General features: G+C 39.8%; 16 protein-coding genes, 1 other RNA gene and 1 other annotated feature. Of the genes, 14 read left to right on the forward strand and 3 right to left on the reverse strand.

What is annotated here, in order from left to right:
• Positions 1 to 22: 22 nt before the first annotated feature.
• Genes pstC through phoU form a run of 4 tightly spaced genes read left to right on the forward strand, consistent with a single transcriptional unit; the run spans position 23 to position 3,315 of the window.
• Positions 23 to 928 carry a phosphate ABC transporter permease subunit PstC gene (pstC, locus tag BM390_RS01990; RefSeq protein WP_062319429.1) on the forward strand — a complete coding sequence of 302 codons (906 nt, stop codon included), beginning with the start codon at positions 23 to 25 and terminating at the stop codon, positions 926 to 928.
• Positions 928 to 1,815 carry a phosphate ABC transporter permease PstA gene (pstA, locus tag BM390_RS01995; RefSeq protein WP_062319018.1) on the forward strand — a complete coding sequence of 296 codons (888 nt, stop codon included), beginning with the start codon at positions 928 to 930 and terminating at the stop codon, positions 1,813 to 1,815. Before pstC ends, pstA begins: the two co-directional genes overlap by 1 nt.
• Positions 1,816 to 1,829: 14 nt before the next feature.
• Complete coding sequence (pstB, locus tag BM390_RS02000) at positions 1,830 to 2,636, forward strand: phosphate ABC transporter ATP-binding protein PstB (RefSeq protein WP_089852813.1); 807 nt, start codon at positions 1,830 to 1,832, stop codon at positions 2,634 to 2,636.
• 19 nt (positions 2,637 to 2,655) lie between these two features.
• Positions 2,656 to 3,315 (forward strand): phosphate signaling complex protein PhoU, encoded by a 660-nt coding sequence (gene phoU, locus BM390_RS02005; RefSeq protein ID WP_062319020.1) that lies wholly within the window; start codon positions 2,656 to 2,658, stop codon positions 3,313 to 3,315.
• Between the two features lie 107 nt (positions 3,316 to 3,422).
• Here phoU and BM390_RS02010 read toward each other — a convergent pair whose 3' ends face one another.
• Complete coding sequence (locus BM390_RS02010; protein ID WP_062319022.1) at positions 3,423 to 4,526, reverse strand: N-acetylmuramoyl-L-alanine amidase family protein; 1,104 nt, start codon at positions 4,524 to 4,526, stop codon at positions 3,423 to 3,425.
• A gap of 227 nt (positions 4,527 to 4,753) precedes the next feature.
• Positions 4,754 to 4,975, forward strand: a binding site (T-box leader).
• A 62-nt stretch (positions 4,976 to 5,037) separates the two neighbouring features.
• On the opposite strand from BM390_RS02010, the gene hisS reads away from it, so the two are divergent.
• The 4 genes from hisS to BM390_RS02030 all read left to right on the forward strand — a co-directional run bounded on the left by hisS (position 5,038) and on the right by BM390_RS02030 (position 9,142).
• Positions 5,038 to 6,300 (forward strand): histidine--tRNA ligase, encoded by a 1,263-nt coding sequence (gene hisS / locus BM390_RS02015; protein WP_089852814.1) that lies wholly within the window; start codon positions 5,038 to 5,040, stop codon positions 6,298 to 6,300.
• Positions 6,301 to 6,314: 14 nt separating this feature from the next.
• A complete protein-coding gene (aspS, locus tag BM390_RS02020; protein ID WP_089852815.1) occupies positions 6,315 to 8,093 on the forward strand; it encodes an aspartate--tRNA ligase in 1,779 nt (592 codons plus the stop codon).
• 66 nt (positions 8,094 to 8,159) lie between these two features.
• A non-coding RNA gene (ssrS, locus tag BM390_RS02025) (6S RNA) lies at positions 8,160 to 8,344 on the forward strand.
• Between the two features lie 174 nt (positions 8,345 to 8,518).
• Complete coding sequence (locus BM390_RS02030; protein WP_062319024.1) at positions 8,519 to 9,142, forward strand: PilN family protein; 624 nt, start codon at positions 8,519 to 8,521, stop codon at positions 9,140 to 9,142.
• A gap of 69 nt (positions 9,143 to 9,211) precedes the next feature.
• Here the strand turns inward: BM390_RS02030 and BM390_RS02035 are convergent, their stop codons facing one another.
• Positions 9,212 to 9,778, reverse strand: a complete 567-nt coding sequence (locus tag BM390_RS02035; RefSeq protein WP_062319025.1) for an RsfA family transcriptional regulator — start codon at positions 9,776 to 9,778, stop codon at positions 9,212 to 9,214.
• An 81-nt stretch (positions 9,779 to 9,859) separates the two neighbouring features.
• On the reverse strand, positions 9,860 to 11,137 hold the full coding sequence (locus BM390_RS02040) for a replication-associated recombination protein A (protein WP_062319027.1): 1,278 nt from the start codon (positions 11,135 to 11,137) through the stop codon (positions 9,860 to 9,862).
• Between the two features lie 193 nt (positions 11,138 to 11,330).
• On the opposite strand from BM390_RS02040, the gene cymR reads away from it, so the two are divergent.
• The 6 genes from cymR (at position 11,331) to recD2 (ending at position 18,355) form a co-directional block, all read left to right on the forward strand.
• A complete protein-coding gene (cymR, locus tag BM390_RS02045; protein ID WP_062319029.1) occupies positions 11,331 to 11,750 on the forward strand; it encodes a cysteine metabolism transcriptional regulator CymR in 420 nt (139 codons plus the stop codon).
• A gap of 17 nt (positions 11,751 to 11,767) precedes the next feature.
• Complete coding sequence (locus tag BM390_RS02050) at positions 11,768 to 12,916, forward strand: cysteine desulfurase family protein (RefSeq protein ID WP_089852816.1); 1,149 nt, start codon at positions 11,768 to 11,770, stop codon at positions 12,914 to 12,916.
• 108 nt (positions 12,917 to 13,024) lie between these two features.
• The gene (locus tag BM390_RS02055) at positions 13,025 to 14,140 is read left to right on the forward strand and encodes a tetratricopeptide repeat protein (RefSeq protein ID WP_062319031.1); all 1,116 of its coding nucleotides are present in this window, start codon (positions 13,025 to 13,027) and stop codon (positions 14,138 to 14,140) included.
• Positions 14,141 to 14,208: 68 nt separating this feature from the next.
• Complete coding sequence (gene mnmA / locus BM390_RS02060) at positions 14,209 to 15,318, forward strand: tRNA 2-thiouridine(34) synthase MnmA (protein WP_062319033.1); 1,110 nt, start codon at positions 14,209 to 14,211, stop codon at positions 15,316 to 15,318.
• Between the two features lie 29 nt (positions 15,319 to 15,347).
• The gene (locus BM390_RS02065) at positions 15,348 to 16,010 is read left to right on the forward strand and encodes a tetratricopeptide repeat protein (RefSeq protein ID WP_062319036.1); all 663 of its coding nucleotides are present in this window, start codon (positions 15,348 to 15,350) and stop codon (positions 16,008 to 16,010) included.
• A 17-nt stretch (positions 16,011 to 16,027) separates the two neighbouring features.
• Complete coding sequence (recD2, locus tag BM390_RS02070) at positions 16,028 to 18,355, forward strand: SF1B family DNA helicase RecD2 (protein ID WP_246806746.1); 2,328 nt, start codon at positions 16,028 to 16,030, stop codon at positions 18,353 to 18,355.
• Positions 18,356 to 18,428 lie beyond the last annotated feature (73 nt).

Here is an 18,428-nt window from a genome sequence, read left to right on the forward strand (position 1 = left end):
ATCTACTGTGCGTGTAAAAAGTATGATTGAAAAAAATCGACAAAAGCAATCTTTCCGTTCCATAGGAGAAAAAGCTGTACCGAATCTGTTGTTAGGCATCGCTATGATTTCGATACTAACAACGATTGGTATCGTATTTGTATTGATTTCAGAGACATTTGAGTTCTTTAATCGCGTGTCAATTGTCGAATTTTTTACAGGCACAGTATTACGACCGTTAAGTCAAGATCCAAAATTCGGGATTTTACCTTTGATTAACGGCACGATTATATCGTCTGTGATTGCGATGGTTGTAGCGGGACCCATCGGTATGATGACGGCAATCTATTTAAGTGAGTATGCTTCAGATAAAGCCCGTCGAGTACTAAAACCTGTATTAGAATTACTGGCAGGTATTCCAACAATTGTGTATGGTTTTTTTGCTTTTACATTTGTGACACCTTTTTTGCGCCAGTTTATTCCTGAGATGAGTGCCACCAATATTTTAGCGCCGGGTCTTGTTATGGGGGTCATGATTATTCCAATGATTGCCTCTTTATCAGAAGATGCGATGAACAGTGTGCCGAATGCGATGCGTGAAGGGGCGTTAGCGTTAGGTTCGACAAAGTTAGAGGTAACATTTAAAGTCATTATTCCAGCAGCCTTTTCAGGCATAGTAGCCGCTTTCGTTTTAGGGATTTCTCGAGCCGTTGGGGAGACCATGATCGTAGCTATTGCGAGTGGGAGTTCGAAGAACTTCACGTTTGATATCACCCAATCGATGCAGACAATGACAGCCTATGTCGTGGAAGTTGCTGGAGGGGATGCGAGTCGCGGGTCGACGATTTACTATAGTTTATACGCCGTAGCAATGACGCTCTTTGTCTTCACATTACTGATGAATATTTTAGCGCGCTACATTGCACGTCGCTTCAGGGAGGAATATTAATGGCTACACATATGACATCAGAAAGAATTCAAAAGCGCATGAAACGCCGCGTTGCGTTAAATAAAGGTTTGAGTGGCGTTTTCTTACTCGCGACCACGTTTGGTGTGTTTGTGTTAGGGGTATTATTTTATCAAATTATTACGGAGGGTATTCCTTATATTAATTTAGATTTTCTAACAGGTAAGTTATCCACCAATGCTGAACGTGCAGGTATCATGGGGGCAATTTTAGGAACGTTATGGCTCATGGCGGTTGTTATCCCGGTTACAATTATTTTAGGAGTCGGTACGGCAATATATAATGAGTTGTATGCAAAACAAGGAAAACTTCAAACGATTATTCAAACGAATATCGCTAACCTATCCGGGGTACCTTCGATTGTGTATGGTATTCTCGGGATGACTATTTTTGCGAACCTTTTAAATTTAGGTAGTGTCGTTTTAGCCGGGGGTTTAACGATGTCCTTACTCGTGTTACCGATCGTGATTGTATCGAGTCAGGAAGCATTAAGAGCCGTACCAAGTTACTTAAGTGAAGCCTCCATTGGGTTAGGGGCAACAAAGTGGCAAACAATTAAAAATATTATTCTACCAGCAGCCTTACCTGGTATTTTAACAGGCTCTATTCTCGCGCTATCGCGTGCGATTGGGGAAACGGCCCCACTCGTTGTACTTGGTATTCCTGCTTTACTCTTACCGTTTCCGGGTGGGTTATTTGACCGGTTTACCGTCTTGCCCATGCAGATTTATTACTGGACACTTGATGCGTCATTAGTCGAAGAATATCAATTCTTAGCTTCAGCGACGATTATTGTCTTATTGGTAATGCTATTTATTTTAAATGGTACAGCGATTGTAATTCGAAATAAATTCCAACGACGTTATTAAAAGGGGACTTAATCATGAAATTTGTGACAGATATTAAAAATACACGGCAAGAAGAAAAGAAACAACCGACAAAGGTGTATGATACGAAAGATTTAAATTTATGGTATGGCAACACACATGCCCTAAAAAACGTAAACTTCCCGATTTATGAAAAAGAAGTCACTGCCATTATAGGACCCTCTGGTTGTGGTAAGTCGACGTTCTTAAAGACACTTAATCGGATGGTTGAACTTGTACCTAGTGTGCACACGTCGGGAACGATTGAGTATCGTGGGGAAAACATTCTTGATCCAAACTTTATGGTGGAAGATTTACGAACAAAAGTAGGCATGGTATTTCAAAAACCCAATCCATTTCCAAAATCCATTTATGATAATATAGCCTATGGACCTCGTATCCACGGGATTAAAGATCGTAAAATTTTAGATGACATTGTTGAATCGAGTTTACGCGGGGCAGCGATTTGGAATGAAGTGAAAGACCGCTTGAAGGAAAATGCCTACGGCATGTCTGGTGGGCAACAACAACGTCTATGTATTGCGCGAGCCTTAGCGATTGAACCAGATGTGATCTTAATGGATGAGCCAACCTCGGCGCTTGACCCTAAATCAACCTTAAAAGTCGAAGAACTAATTCAAGAATTGAAAAAAGATTTCTCCATTGTTATCGTGACACATAACATGCAGCAAGCGGCCCGTATTTCTGACCGTACCGCCTTTATGCTAAATGGTGAATTAATTGAATATGATTATACAGATGATATTTTCCAACATCCAAAAGATGAGCGTACGGAAGACTATATTACAGGACGTTTTGGTTAATTAAGAGGAGGCTATATTCATGGTACGTAGACGACAATTTGAAGATGAGTTACTGCAAGTGAAACGACGCGTCATCGCGTTATTAGAAGCAAGTAAGGAACAGTTAAATCGATCAGTTAAAGCCTTATATGAATCAGATGTCACAGAAGCAAAACAAGTGATTGAAGATGATAAATCATTAGATGAGTTAGACTTAGACATTAATAATATGGCGATATTAATGATTGCGAAACAACAACCTGTCGCAACGGATTTACGCCGATTGATTGTCGCCATTCGTTTAGCGACAGATATTGAGCGTATGGCCGATAACGCTAAAAATATTGCGCGTTCAACGATTCACTTAGGTAACGAACATCAATTAACGATTGATCCGCGTCTTTATCAAATGACAAAAATCGCAAATACCATGATTGATCTTGCGATTGAAGCATATGATGAAGAAGATATTTTAAAAGCCAAGCAATTATCAGAAAAAGATGATGAAATTGATGCACTGTTTGGTCAAGTGTTAAAAGATATGTTATCAAATAAAGCGACAGAAAAAGATGAAATTCAACTCATCATGCAAGTCGCTTTCAGTACCCGATACATTGAGCGTTTTGGCGATCATTTAACGAATGTCGCGGAAAATATTATGTACCTCGTTAAAGGTGAAATTTACGACTTGAATAAATAAAGATAGATAAAGACCCAATCGCTACAGTCGTCATTAACGACACGTGATTGGGTCTTTCTTTTTCAAATAAATGATAGGACCATTATTATAAGTGAATAATTCAAGTGTTAGGGTCTAGTCTCAAAGTAGTCAGTAACCCCATCGGTAATGCCTTTAGCTAATTTTTCATGATAGCTTGCTTGTTTAATCATTTGTTCTTCTGCGTTATTAGATAAGAAACCAAGTTCTAATAATAAGCTAGGTCGACGATTGTTTCTAAGGACGCTGTAATTACCTGAGGCAACCCCGCGGTCGTTTGCGGACGTTTCCTCAAGCAGTGAGTGATGGACTGTTTCAGCGAGTGTTTCAAAACCAGGCTCGCGATAATAGGTATTAATCCCATTCGCTGATGGATAAGCGGGCTCACTGTTATAGTGGAGACTTAAAAACATATCGGACTTTAAGTAGTTACTGAGTGTCGCTCGTGAGGTCAAACTGTAGTAATAATCATCATCTCTAGTAAAGACGACGTTAGCACCTTGTCTTTTTAAGTAACGTTCTAGCACACGTCCCGTTTGCATCGCAAATTGACTTTCATATTCATCATTTAAACTAATAGCCCCAACATCGATACCGCCATGTCCAGGATCAATGACAATGGTTTTGTTGAGTAAAGGTGATTGACCAACAGGCTTTGTTAAAGTTAAATCAAGTACCTGTTTTTTTATATAACCTGTTGCATTATCTATCGCTACTTGGTACCAATCGCCTTGTTCATCCGTAATGGTGACAGGATCATTTTTATTTAGTCTATGGGTAATCTCACTTGTAAGAGACGCGTCTTGTCTTACATGGACCAATGGAATTGATATTCGTGTCTCATAAGGGTATGTTTGAGTCGGTGTGTCAGTGGGTGTCTCATTCGCTATTTCCTCATCTGACGCATCAATAGCCGGCTCACTTGAGATAGTGACATAATCTTCGTGTACCCAACCTGTAGTATTGTTATAAGTAATTTGTAACCAAGGTGATTCAATTGCTTCGATTGTGAACTGATCACCGGTATTCACGTGTCCAATCGGTTCATACGATGTCCCAGGACCGCCTCTTACGAGTAAATCATCCGTATCAATCATCGCCGTTTGAGCGAAGATCGTGAGGGGATGAATGAATAAGGCAAGAAGTCCCATGCCTATTAATATGTAAAGTCTTTTTTTAAAGTAGTCAATCATATTTCGGTTGCTTCTAAAAAGCAACAGTTCACTCCCTTCAGTATTTGTTTTTCAATCTCTATCATACGTGTAAAGCTTAGGTGAGTCAAAAGATTTTAAGCAACATCAAGAAGATTGTGCGTGACAAAACGTAAAGCGTATGTAAAGATTAAAAAAGGTAAAAAAACTTACTTGACATTCCTATGCTTTATCAGTAATATTATAAACAATTCAAACAATTTGATCGAATATCACCGATGATGAGAACAGTAGTTAAAAAGTGCGAATCAAGAGAGGGAGTTGCCTCGGCTGAAACAATTCCTATTTTGCGTTTTAATGAAGGACATCTCTGAGGTACTATATTGAAATGATAGTAAATATAGTCGCGAGCAGGCGTTATTGTGATAAGTGGAATACACGATTTTTGTATTCAACTAGGGTGGCAACACGGGTAATCGCTCGTCCCTTTCATAGGGAGGCGTTTTTTTTATGTCCAAATTGTAAAAATATACTAATTTAAGGGGAGATTTACATGATTCGTTTACCACGGGGAACGCAAGATATCTTGCCAGGAGAATCAGAGAAATGGCAATATGTCGAAGCAACATTTATTGATATATGTCGCCGGTTTAATTACCAAGAGATTCGGACACCTATTTTTGAACATACGGAACTATTCCAACGCGGAGTAGGAGATACGACCGATATCGTCCAAAAAGAGATGTATACATTTGAAGATCGTGGGAATAGAAGTTTAACGCTTCGTCCAGAAGGTACCGCATCTGTCGTGCGTGCTTTTGTTCAAAATAAACTCTATGGTTTAGCTAACCAACCGCAAAAACTTTTTTATAACGGACCAATGTTTCGTTATGAACGTCCGCAACAAGGACGGATGCGTCAATTTGTTCAACTCGGTGTTGAAGCGCTCGGGAGTAAAGATCCGGCGATTGATGCAGAAGTGATTACACTGGCGATGACTTTCTATCAATCGTTAGGGCTTCATTCATTAAAGCTCGTGATTAATTCATTAGGTGATAAAGAAAGTCGTGAGAATCATCGTCAAGCTTTAGTCAATCACTTTAGCCCTTACCGTGAGGAGTTATGTTCTGATTGTCAAACACGTCTTGATCAAAATCCACTCCGCGTACTTGATTGTAAAAAAGATCGCGATCACAAAGCAATGAAAGAGGCACCGAAAATCTTAGATTATTTGACTGACGAGGCACGTGAATATTTTGACCAAGTCAAACAATATTTAGATGCTTCAGGTATTCGTTATGAAGTGGATAGTAACTTAGTTCGTGGGTTAGATTATTATAACCACACGGCATTTGAGATTATGAGTGCGGCAGAAGGTTTTGGCGCGATCACAACCTTATCAGGTGGGGGACGTTATAACGGTTTAGTCGAAGACTTAGACGGTCCAGAAACACCCGGTATTGGATTTGCTTTAAGTGTTGAGCGTCTCCTTATGGCACTTGAGAATGAAGGGATCACTTTACCCGTTAACGAAGGACTCGATGTTTATGTCGTTAGTTTAGGTGAATCCTCAAAAGTACCGGCTTATGCCTTGACGCAAAGATTACGAAAGAGTGGTCTATCGGTTGATAAAGATTATTTAGATCGAAAAATGAAAGCTCAGTTTAAAGATGCCGACCGTAACCAAGCAAAGTTTGTCGTCGTACTCGGTGAAGAAGAAGTCAAACAACAACAAGCGACAGTAAAAGACATGGCAACAGGCGAACAAGAAATGGTCGCTTTTGATACGTTAGTCGATTATATTCAATCAAAATGATAGGGGGATAAAACATGACAGAGAAAAGACAACTTGCGGGAGAGCTAAGGCTTTCGGATGCTGGAAAACACGTGGTATTAAAAGGGTGGGTGCAAAAGCGCCGTGATTTAGGTGGCTTAATCTTTATTGATTTACGTGATCGCAGTGGGATTGTTCAAGCAGTATTTACACCGGCTAAAAGTGAAGCAGCCCTTCAGATTGCAGAATCTGTCCGCAGTGAGTATGTGATTGAAGTACAAGGTGAAGTCGTTAAGCGTGATGATGCCACAATCAATGAAAAGATGGTCACAGGTGAGATTGAAGTGTTAGTAGAAGCGGTAACGGTTTTAAATGAAGCAAAGAATCCACCATTTACGGTATTAGATGGTGAGGATGTATCAGAAGATGTTCGCTTAAAATACCGTTACCTCGATTTACGTCGTGAGTCGATGCAACAAACGTTTAAGTTACGTCACCATGCCTCACAAGTCATGCGTTCTTTCTTAAATGACGAAGGTTATTTAGAAATGGAAACACCGATGTTAACGAAAAGCACACCAGAAGGTGCCAGAGATTATCTTGTCCCATCACGTATTCATGAAGGTCACTTCTATGCGTTACCACAATCGCCACAGTTATTTAAACAGTTAATTATGGTCGCTGGTTTTGAACGTTACTTCCAATTTGCGCGTTGTTTCCGTGATGAAGATTTACGAGCAGACCGTCAACCTGAATTTACACAAATTGATATTGAAACAAGTTTTATGTCTGAAGAAGAGATTATGGCGATGACAGAGCGCATGATGGCGCGTGTCATGAAAGAAGTAAAGGGTGTAGATTTATCATTACCACTGCCACGCCTAACGTATGATGACGCGATGAGTCGTTTTGGTTCAGATAAACCCGACACACGTTTTGGTTTAGAACTTGTTGACTTATCAGAAACAGTGAAAGAGGCCGGATTTAAAGTGTTTAAAGATGCGGTCGCTGGTGGCGGTAAGGTAAGTGCGATTAATGTCAGTGGCTTTGCGGACAAATTCTCACGTAAAGACATTGATAAACTTACCGACTATGTTAAAATTTACGGCGCAAAAGGTTTAGCTTGGCTCAAAGTAACAGCTGATGGTTTAACAGGTCCAATCGCAAAATTCTTTGAAGCAGAAGAACAACAAGCGATTCAAACAGCCCTTGAAGCAAAGGATAATGATTTATTATTATTCGTTGCTGATAAAACATCTGTCGTGTATGATAGCCTAGGCGCATTACGTCAAAAAATTGCTAAAGACCTTGATCTCATTGATGAATCTGTCTTTAACTTCTTGTGGGTAACAGATTGGCCATTACTTGAATACGATGCCGACCTCGGACGCTATTTTGCGGCACACCACCCGTTTACACTGCCACAAAAACAAGATATTGATAAACTTTCATCAGCACCAGAACAAGTGAAAGCTTCAGCTTATGACCTAGTGTTAAATGGTTTTGAGTTAGGTGGGGGATCGCTGCGTATTTATAAGAAAGACTTACAAGAGAAAATGTTTGAAGTATTAGGTTTCACAAAAGAAGAAGCGAACGAACAATTTGCCTTCCTCATGCAAGCACTGGAATACGGTGCCCCACCACATGGAGGGATTGCACTTGGTTTTGACCGATTAGTCATGTTACTGGCAGGTAAAACGAATCTGCGTGATACGATTTTATTCCCTAAAACAGCATCGGCATCGGATCCATTAACAAACGCACCAGGTACAGTAAGTGAGGCGCAATTAGACGAATTACATCTGCAACTTCAAGCGAAAAATTCGGAAGAATAATAGACTGTAACCCCTTACAAATTGGGTTGATTATCACACTGAACTGTGCTAAGATAATCTTACAAGTTAATCCTGATGTGTTCGTTGAAAATCCAAATGTTTTGACCGAACATTTTAAAGTCGGGAGCCCAATGTTTTCTTGAGGATTACATGCCCCACTCGATTGAGGACTTAAGAGTCAAGAGACAGGGCACCCACCTGCCTAGAGCGGGTTCAAAACTTTCTATTGAGACGGCACGATCGGGATTATCTTTATACATGATGATTAAAAGCTCACCCTCTGGGTGGGCTTTTTTATGTTAAATCTTATAAAGCCACTGATCGCTATCGATATTTCCTTAACTTAAGAAAAAAAGATACTTCAAAGATAGCGTTTTCTCTCTTAATCAAACATGTTACAGTTAATGGGTAGGGAGGAATTCAATATGAAAAAAAGACAGTTACATTGGTGGATAGTTGTTGGTGTTAGTGTACTAATGATTGGCTTGATTATCATTTATGTATGGTTTGATTATCATTCAGAGAGCGACTTAAACCTAGTAGAAGAAAAAGAAACAAATGACACGTTACGTCACCGAATAACGCAACTAGAAGGAGAAATCAGTCGATTAGATCAAGAAGTTTTTAATGCCAAAAATCAAAATGAAAGATTACAACAAGAAATTGACATCTACCTTGATCTTGATCAATATGCCAAAGAATATATACACGCTCTAATTGATCAAGACATGGATGTGTTAGAAGAACTGACCTCGCCATCCTTGATGGTTTATAGTGATCGGATTGAAAAAACAGAAAATGGATCAATTGTGCCAGTGTATTTTGGCTTCTTGCGTCAAGATATCGAAGAGGTGGCATCGATTCAGATAGATCTGATTAACTTTGGTTACGCTAATCAGGGAGAATTTTTTCTTCAGTATGAATTAGTGGATCAATCCGGTGTCGCGTCACATGAGATGCACTTCTACTTTGACAAAGGACAAACACGTTGGCAAGTGAGGGATCTGGAACTAACAGAAATAGTTAGCAACAAAAAAGTATATGAGTGAAAGTGTATGAATAGTTTTATTATAAACGTTTTGTAAAAAAGACACGTCACCTGTTAGGGTAACGTGTCTTTATTTTGCGATGGATTGTAGATTGCCGTTTTTGTCCATGGTAAAGGTTTGTTGATCCGTTGGGTCAAGAACAACCATTTTTCTCGCTCGTTCCATAATAGAAATAAACGTGTGATAGTCTTCTTCAACCGATGTGAGTTTTGTTTCAAGTTGATGCACGGTTTGTTCTAATTTCTTGTTATCGGACTTTAATTGTTCGATTACTTTGTCTTGCTCAGCGATAAGGTTTTGTTGCTTATCTGTATAGTGCCCTAGCCGTTCTAATAGTGTATGAATCTCTTTTGGTGCGTCTTTTGTCATTTTTGTTTTGACCATTGTTTTGTGTTGTCGTTGACTACGTAAGGTTGCGTGTCTGACTGTTTTGGCCTCACTAATCTCTTTTTGATACCGACTTCGTAGTTCTTTGTTCCAGCGGAAACCGCAAGCAGCCGGTGTTCGGTGCACTTCTTTTGCTACTAAATCAAACGCTTGTAACTGAGTTTCACCTGATTCAATATGCTTGAGCACCGTGTCCTTTAACAACAAGTCTTCTTCGTGGCTCCATGCGTCTTGGCGTAACTTTGTCATATGAACATTCCTTTCTTATATCCTTGTTTTTACTAGTGTATGTTGTAAGACTTGTAGATATAAGTAGTGTGTTCATGATCACTAGTTTTTATTCAACGCTTTAATTTGTTCATGCATTTGTTTTAACGCACGTTCGAATTTTCCGGTTTCAATCGGTTGGTAATACTGCTTATGTTTAATTTTATCTGGTAAGTATTGTTGTTTCACGCGCGCACCAGGATAGTCATGCGGATATTTATAGCCAATGCCATGACCCATATGTTTAGCTCCTTGGTAGTGGCTATCTTTTAAATGATCAGGAACTTCTCCTGTATCCATTGACCGAATATCTTTTAAGGCGTGATCCAGTGCTTTATAAGCCGCATTGGATTTTGGTGATAGGGCAAGTTCTACCGTAATTGACGCAAGTGGAATGCGTGCTTCCGGAAAACCGACCCGCTCAGCTGCTTCAATCGCATGAAGCGTTCGTGGTCCTGCTTGCGGATTGCCAAGGCCGATATCTTCATAAGCAATCACGGTTAAGCGCCGGGCGATACTATCTAAGTCACCTGCTTCAATTAAACGCGCCAAGTAATGCAGAGCTGCATCGACATCACTGCCGCGGATCGATTTTTGCAGGGCAGATAGGACATCATAATGATGGTCACCATCTTTGTCATGGGTGAAGCTTTTTTTCTGCATGCACTGTTCGGCGACATTTAAATCAATAACGATGATGCCTTCACTGTTCTTAGCGGTAGAATAAGCCGCGAGCTCTAACCCGTTTAAAGCGGCACGCAAATCACCCCTTGAACTGTCCGCAAAATGAAGAAGGGCGTCATCGGTTACTTGAAGCGGCATCTCGCCAAGGCCTTTTTTCCGGTCATGAATGGCCCGGTTCAAGGCATCTAATACATCCGTCTTCGTAAGGGCTTGTAGTTCAAATAGGTGTACTCTGCTTCTAATCGCCGGATTGATGGCGTGGTAAGGGTTACTTGTCGTACAGCCAATTAATGTGATGAGGTTACTTTCAACATGCGGCAGTAAATAATCTTGTTTGGCTTTATCTAATCGGTGCACCTCATCCATAATCACCACGAGGTTACCGTGCATTTTTGCCTCTTCAATCGCAATTTCAATATCTTTCTTTTTATCAATCACCGCATTTAATACTTTGTAGCGTAATCCGAGTGTCGCTGAGAGCGCCATTGCCATCGATGTTTTACCGGTACCTGGTGGACCGTATAGAATCATCGAACTTAAACGATTGGCATCAACCATACGGCGGATCATGTTTCCTTCCCCAATCAAGTGTTGTTGTCCGATTATATCTGTCATGTGTTCAGGTCTTAAGCGATAGGCGAGAGGTTGTGTGGCCATGTAAAAACTCCTTTAATACAAAATTTTCTGCTTCATTTCGAATGACTTGACGTCGTATGACGGTTTCATATAAAATATACTACATTTGTAGGAATTAATATAGTGAACTGTTTAATGAGTTCGAAGACATGGCAAGTCGAAGCGTCTTCATGATATAATGACAACAGAAACAAACGACTAGGAGTGTTAATCGATGAAGATTTCAACGAAAGGACGTTACGGGTTAACCGTGATGATTGTCCTAAGTAAACATTACGGAGAAGGCCCGGTGTCTTTAAAAAAGATTGCAGAAGAACATGACTTAAGTGAGCATTACTTAGAACAGTTAGTCCCGCCCTTACGCAATGCTGGACTTGTAAAAAGCGTGAGAGGCGCCTATGGTGGTTATAAACTCGCAAAACCGGCTCATGAGATTACGGCTGGTGATGTGATTCGTATATTAGAAGGACCGATTACCCCAGTTGAAGGAATCGAAGACGAAAGTCCAGAAAAACAACACCTATGGATTCAGATTCGTGATGCGGTTAAAAATGTCTTAGATACAACAACACTCGATGATTTAGCTACTTATAAAGAAACAGGAGAAAATGAACCGTATATGTTCTATATTTAAGAGAGAGGATGAAGAAGATGGAGGCTTTATATTTTGACCATGCGGCGACTACCCCGCTTCATCCGGATGTCGCATCAACAATGTCCAACGCTTTAACTGAAGCCTTTGGTAATCCGTCAAGTATTCATCAATTGGGGCGGCTGTCAAGAAAAATAGTAGATGAAGCAAGAACGGTCATTGCCAAGTCACTCGGGGCAAATGATAAAGACATTATTTTCACAAGTGGTGGAACAGAAGCGGATAACTTAGCGATCATCGGTACAGCGTTAAAACATCAAGACAAAGGGAAACATATTATTACCTCAGCCATTGAACACCATGCGGTGTTAGATAGTTGTCACTACTTAGAAACGCTTGGATTTACTGTGACCTATTTACCGGTAGATGAAACCGGTGTTGTGGGGGTAGAGGCTGTAAAAGAGGCGCTGACAGACGAAACGATTCTTGTCTCTGTCATGATGGTGAATAACGAGGTCGGAACGATTCAACCGATCAAAGCGATGGGTGAGCTGTTAGAAGACCATCAAGCGTTATTTCATACCGATGCGGTCCAAGCATACGGTATTATGCCACTTGATGTGGAGGCGTTACACGTTGATTTATTAACCGTTACCGCTCATAAAATTAACGGACCAAAAGGGATAGGGGCACTTTATAAACGCCGAGAGGTTAAATTGCAGCCGCTCTTTTTTGGGGGCGATCAGGAACGAAAGCGTCGTCCAGGAACCGAGAACTTACCCGGTATCGCCGGGTTTAAACAGGCGGTTGAACTATTTTTAGGTGAAGAATTAAACCGTCAGGCACGTTTCAAACAGTTAAAAGCACTATTTGAACAAGAGCTAACAACCATCGATAACATTGTCATCAATGGTGATGAGAAAAAGGTTAGTCCACTGATTTGTAATGTGAGTTTCTTAGGTACGCGCATTGAGCAAGTGTTAATGAATTTAGATTTAGACGGGGTGTTTGTTTCATCGGGTAGCGCATGTACGGCGGGGGCGATGACGTCCTCACATGTCTTAAAGGCGATGTACGGTGAACAAGATGAACGTACGTTGAGTGCGATCCGATTTAGTTTTGGTCTTCATCATACAGAACAGGCGATGATTGAGGTTACAAAGCGTGTCAAACAAACAATTGAACGGTTAAGAAAGCTATCTGAATAAAAAGCGTGAATATGATGATTTTGGTTTTTATTCATTTATTTGTAGGTTTTTGGTAAAAGTGCATAATTGTAGAAGTTGATTCGGGTTAGTAAATTAAATGGAGGGTGTATGAAAAAGATATGCCGATTTATAATTATTATATTTTTAGCAATTATTCTGTTAGATAGCATACAACATCATATTATGGACAACTCGACAATTGAAAAAATTACTAATTATTTCGAAGGAAAAGCTGATAGTCAATATGAGGGTCAAGTAAACGATATTATTAGTGAAATGAAATATAATAAGAAATTAGTAGGTTCTACAGATGGATATATTTATACTAATATTAACGATACTCAGAAAATAGAGCGGGAAATAAGTCGTTCTGTAACTCAAATGGATAAAATGTTATCCGACATATCTCTTGGAGGAGATGAGCATTCATTTGAACTAATTTTGTACGCCTCTATGGAGGAATTTAAAACAAAAACAAAAGAAATAATACCGTCAAATCATAAAGGGTTAGCTGTATACGATGGATTAGTTATTCATATATCTGTGGAAAATATAGAAGATGTATTTTCTCATGAATATGTCCACTTTAAAACACATTCATTTTGTAAAGAAAACAATTTGAATTTTGATAATTATCCTGTATGGTTTATCGAAGGAATTGCAAAGTTAAGTGAAGACTATTTTGGTGTAGAGACGTCACCAATATTTTTAGGGAAAGTTAATAAGTTCAAAAAAATGAATAATAAAATGAAATATGATACGTCTTATTTACAAAGTCACATCGCACTACTTAAAGTCATTGAAATAAGTGAGGACGATTCTGTTAGAAATATAATGTTAGAGACACAAGAAAAAGAATTCTATAAAGCGTTTAAGGATGAAGTTGGAATATCAATAGAGGGTATAGAGGAAATATTAACGATGCAAAGCAAGACAAATCCAATTGAAAGCGGAAAAAATCCAAATGTTAGATTAAAAGAACTAGAGGCATATACAAATTCTTACCCTGGGGATAGTAAAGCCTTACAGCTATTAGGTTATTATTATTGGAAAACAGAAGATTTTCATCGCTCTGAAGAAACCTACAATAAATCTCTGGAGATAGATCCAAATAACATTATTACCATGAATCAATTAGCAATGATGTATGAAGATACATCAAGGAATGAGAAAGCTGCTAAGATAAGAGAAAAAATTCAACAATTAAAGACGATTTCCAATTAATGTAAATGTTTTAGTGCTTTTTTCTGGGTATTTAATATTAACTAAATATGATAAAGGAGCAGATAATTATGAGTAATAATAAACATACCCGCGTTGTTGTCGGTATGAGTGGTGGCGTGGATTCTTCCGTGACGGCTTTACTATTGAAACAACAAGGCTATGATGTGATCGGTATTTTCATGAAAAACTGGGATGATACCGATGACGATGGCTTTTGTACGGCGACAGAAGATTATGAAGATGTGATACGTGTCTGTAATCAACTGGATATTCCGTATTTTGCGGTTAACTTTGAACAACAATATTGGGATAAAGTGTTTACCTACTTTTTAGATGAATATAAAAAAGGTCGCACACCAAATCCTGATGTGATGTGTAATAAAGAAATTAAGTTTAAAGCCTTTTTAGACCACGCGCTTTCGCTTGGAGCCGATTATGTAGCGACGGGTCACTATGCGCAACTGAGACGAGAGAATAGTAAAATCGAATTGTTGCGTGGGGTGGATGATAATAAAGATCAAACCTATTTCTTAAATCAACTGTCACATGACGTGTTAGAAAAAGTGATGTTCCCACTCGGTCATTTACCCAAAAAAGACGTGAGACAAATGGCGTTAGAACATGACTTAGCGACCGCAAAGAAAAAAGACAGTACCGGTATTTGTTTTATCGGTGAACGTGATTTCAAAACGTTTTTAAGTGAGTATTTACCCGCTCAACCTGGTCGGATCAAAACGATGGACGGTGTAGATAAAGGTGAACATGATGGTTTGATGTACTATACGATTGGTCAACGCCAAGGACTCGGTATTGGTGGTCCAGGTGGCCCTTGGTTTGTTGTTGGGAAGAACTTAAATGACAATATTCTCTATGTTGAAGCGGGTGAACATAATCCGTACTTATCATCAGATGCTTTACTTGCCTCTGAGGTGAACTTTGTCAATCCGATTGAGGAAACAACATTTAAAGCAACCGCGAAATTTAGATACCGTCAAAAAGATTCTGGTGTCACGGTGACGCAATTACCAGATGGCAACCTTCATGTCGTGTTTGACCAAGAAGAAAAGGCCGTTACACCGGGTCAAGCGGTCGTCTTTTATCAAGATGAAGTGTGTTTAGGTGGGGCGACGATTGATGAGGTCTATAAAGACGGCAAGCGCCTCGATTATTTAGGTTAATAATAAAGAATATAAGAAAGGAGTCCGATATGACTTATATTGAACAAGGCATTAAATACATGCAAGATGAGAACTATGAAATGGCTGTGAAAGCTTTCAACGATGCGATTGAAGCGGAACCTGATAATCCAGTCGGATACATTAACTTTGGCCATGTGTTAGCGCATCTTAATGAAGACGTGCGCGCAAAAGATTTTTATGAAAAAGCACTTGAGCTTGATCCAAAAGCCGCAACGGCATATTACGGACTTGGCAATCTCTTGTTTGAAAAAGCGCAATATAAACAAGCGATTCGCCAATATACAGAAGCGATTGATTTAGGTTTAACTGAAGCGGATGTTTATTTTATGATTGGTTTCTCACACCTAAAAAGAGATGATTTTAAGCTAGCCCTTCCATTTCTTATGCATGCAAGTGAGCTCAGTCCAAATGATCGTGATATTGCGATGCAGTATGGGCTCGCTTTAGCAGAGCTTTCTCAATTAGACGAAGCGTATCGTGTATTTGATGGGGTTTATAAGAGTCACCCGACGCATGCAGATGCGCTTTATAACCGCGCCCTCTGTGATTTATTTTTAGAGCGAACAGATGAAGCTATCAAAGATTTAAACTGTGTCCTTGACTTAGACCCGGAACATACGCTTGCGCAAGGCACCTTGATGCAGATTGAACAAATATTAGATCAACAGTAAGAAAGTGGGCGGTGGACGTGTCAGAAGAAACGAAGTATATTCGTGGAGAATTGATTTATACGATTTATACCAATCAAGCCGAACACTTTTCCATTGCTAAAATAAAAGTGTTAAAGACGAACGAAGCATTTGATGAGGATGAACTCGTTGTAAAAGGCTACTTTGGTGAAATCTTTCCTGGTGAAGCCTATGTCTTTTACGGGGAGTTTGTCCATCATAAAAAATTTGGTGAGCAGTATCATGTCGATCACTACGAGCGGTATGTGCCAAAGACAGAGGAAGGGCTCGTCAGTTATTTGTCGAGTGATCTCTTTCCTAAAATCGGAAAAAAAACAGCGAGTCGGATTGTGGAAGCGCTTGGTGAAGGGGCGATTAATAAAATCATTCGCGCGCCCGATGTGTTAAAAGATATTAAAGGTTTAAATGATGAACGCCGGACGATTTTAGTCGAGCGATTAAAGACATATCAAGGGTTTGACACGGTTGTCGTTGCCTTGCAAAAGGTCGGGATTGGTTTAAAGCTGGCGCAAAAGATTTATCAACATTATCAAGATGAAGCCATTAACATTCTAGAAGAAAATCCGTATCAATACGTATTTGATATCGAAGGTTTTGGCTTTCACCGGGCGGATTTAATTGCGACTGATCGTGGCATTAGCTTAAATCACCCGTCAAGAATCAGAGCCGGAATTCTTTATGTCCTGAATGAATCATTAAATGACGGGCATGTTTTTTTACCAAAAGATTTAATAAGAGAGAAGGTCAATCGCTTACTGGAAGCGCGTCGGTATGATATCACCGACGAGATGTTGATGAAAGAATTAGTTGAAATGGCAGAAGAAGAGTATTTAGTTGAAGAACAAGACCGGATTTACCTACCCGTCAGTTATTATGCTGAAGCAGGACTAACGACACAACTCAAGCGCATCAGTGAGCTGGAAGTAGAAGAGACGATTGTTGAAGCGGATTTATTAAAGGTCGTCGGTGAAGTAGAAGAAGAGGAACACTTGACCTACGGCAAAGTTCAATACGAAGCGATTAAACAAGCACTCATGACGAAAGTGATGATTTTAACCGGTGGACCTGGTACAGGGAAAACAACGGTCATTAAAGGGATTTTAAAAGCGTATAGCGAACTGAATGATGTGAGTATGAAGTTACAAGATTATGCGAAGCGCAGTGAATTTCCGTATATACTCACCGCCCCTACCGGTAGGGCCGCAAAAAGAATCACCGAATCGACCGGCTTACCTGCCTATACGATTCACCGTTTACTCGGTTGGGATGGGCATCAACACTTTGAAAAAACGCAAGACAATCCATTAGAGGGTAAAATGATCATCATTGATGAATTCTCGATGGTCGATATCTTTCTAGCCAATCAATTATTTAAAGCGATCCCATCTTCGATGCAAGTGTTACTGGTTGGAGATGAGGACCAGTTACCGTCTGTAGGACCTGGACAGGTGTTAAGTGATTTATTACATAGTCATCAAGTGACACAAATTAAACTTGATGAAGTATACCGGCAAAAAGAAGGATCGAAAATTATTACATTGGCGCATCAAATTAAACATGATGAATTAACGGCAGCGGATTTAACTAAAGCGAGTGATTTCAACTTTATCCCGTGTCAGCGTCACCAGTTGTTGCACTCCATTGAAACGATTGTGATTCGGGCGATTGAGCGGGGATTTGATATTCAAGATATTCAAATTTTAGCGCCGATGTATAAGACGGATGTCGGCATTAATGAAATAAATGCTCGCATCCAGTCGGTTGTGAATCCTAAGCGTAAAGGTGCGCGTGAACTGCATACGAAAGATACCGTGTTTCGAACCGGTGATAAAGTGATTCAGCTCGTTAATCAACCGGAAGACAATGTGTTTAACGGGGATATTGGTAAAATAACCGCCATATTTAGAGAAAATGAAAATATTGACGGGGAAGACCAAGTAATTGTCACCTTTGAAGAGGATGATGTCACCTATACCCGGCAGGATTTATTAAATATTACCCATGCGTATTGTATTTCGATCCATAAGTCACAAGGGAGTGAATTTCCGATTGTCGTCATGCCTGTTGACCGTGCTTACCGGCGAATGCTTAGGAAAAACTTATTGTATACGGCAATGACACGAGCAAAACAGTCGTTGATTATTTGCGGGGACCAAGCAGCCTTTTTAGAGGGCGTCACCACGATTGACACGAATGAACGTTATACAACACTTATCGAACGTTTAACGGGTGTTTTTACCGATAAAGACTACCGTGAACGTTTAGAAGAAGATTTAGAAGAACAAGCTTTAGGCGATGAAGACGTCTCACCGTTTGATTTTATGTAAGATTAGGATAAAAAAGCAGAACGCATGTATAAACGTCCCCTTGATTTGGCTACACTGAATCAAAAAAAGAGGT

The organism is Halolactibacillus miurensis (assembly GCF_900116255.1).
GTDB lineage: Bacteria > Bacillota > Bacilli > Bacillales > Amphibacillaceae > Halolactibacillus > Halolactibacillus miurensis.